Source organism: Halomonas sp. B23F22_20 (assembly GCF_043496985.1).
In the GTDB taxonomy this organism is placed as follows: Bacteria; Pseudomonadota; Gammaproteobacteria; order Pseudomonadales; family Halomonadaceae; genus Halomonas.
On sequence record NZ_JBIEKH010000159.1, the window covers coordinates 1 to 467 of the forward strand.

At 49.5% G+C, this 467-nt stretch carries 1 protein-coding gene; it reads right to left on the reverse strand.

Going from position 1 to position 467, the window contains the following annotated elements:
- Positions 1 to 273: 273 nt before the first annotated feature.
- A partial coding sequence (locus tag ACGTN6_RS21105; RefSeq protein ID WP_394595077.1) for a hypothetical protein occupies positions 274 to 467 on the reverse strand: 194 nt, incomplete at its 5' end.

A 467-nucleotide genomic window follows, 5' to 3' on the forward strand; every position in this document is an offset into this window, starting at 1 on the left:
ACACCACCGCCGACAATGCCGCCGAGACGTTGGCCGGGCTGATCCAGGAACATATGCACTGGAGCTGATGCCGCGTGGCCGGTCTTTCGTACCGGCCGCGCGCTCCTTGACTGACGATTCGTGTTAGCCTCGGTGTTCCATCCACTTGTCATTTCCGACCTGACTTCAGCTTCGAGTGGTTAGAAATAACCTATTGATTAAACAGAAATTAATGCAGACGTCATCGAGAGTGTCAAGACTGAAACAACTTTGTGTCCTGTTTGTATCAATAAGTTAATGTGTTGTTTTTAATGATATTTTATCCGGAATTTGTCCCCGCAAGGTCGCGGACTGTTTCACCAGGCTAACACTCGCCTGGGTCATATCGCCGTTATCCCCGCCGCATACTCCTCGTTTTCCCACTCCCTTCGATAATTTCCCCACTGCTATCAGATGATTAACAAAAACTGGCATGGCACGTGCTCTGT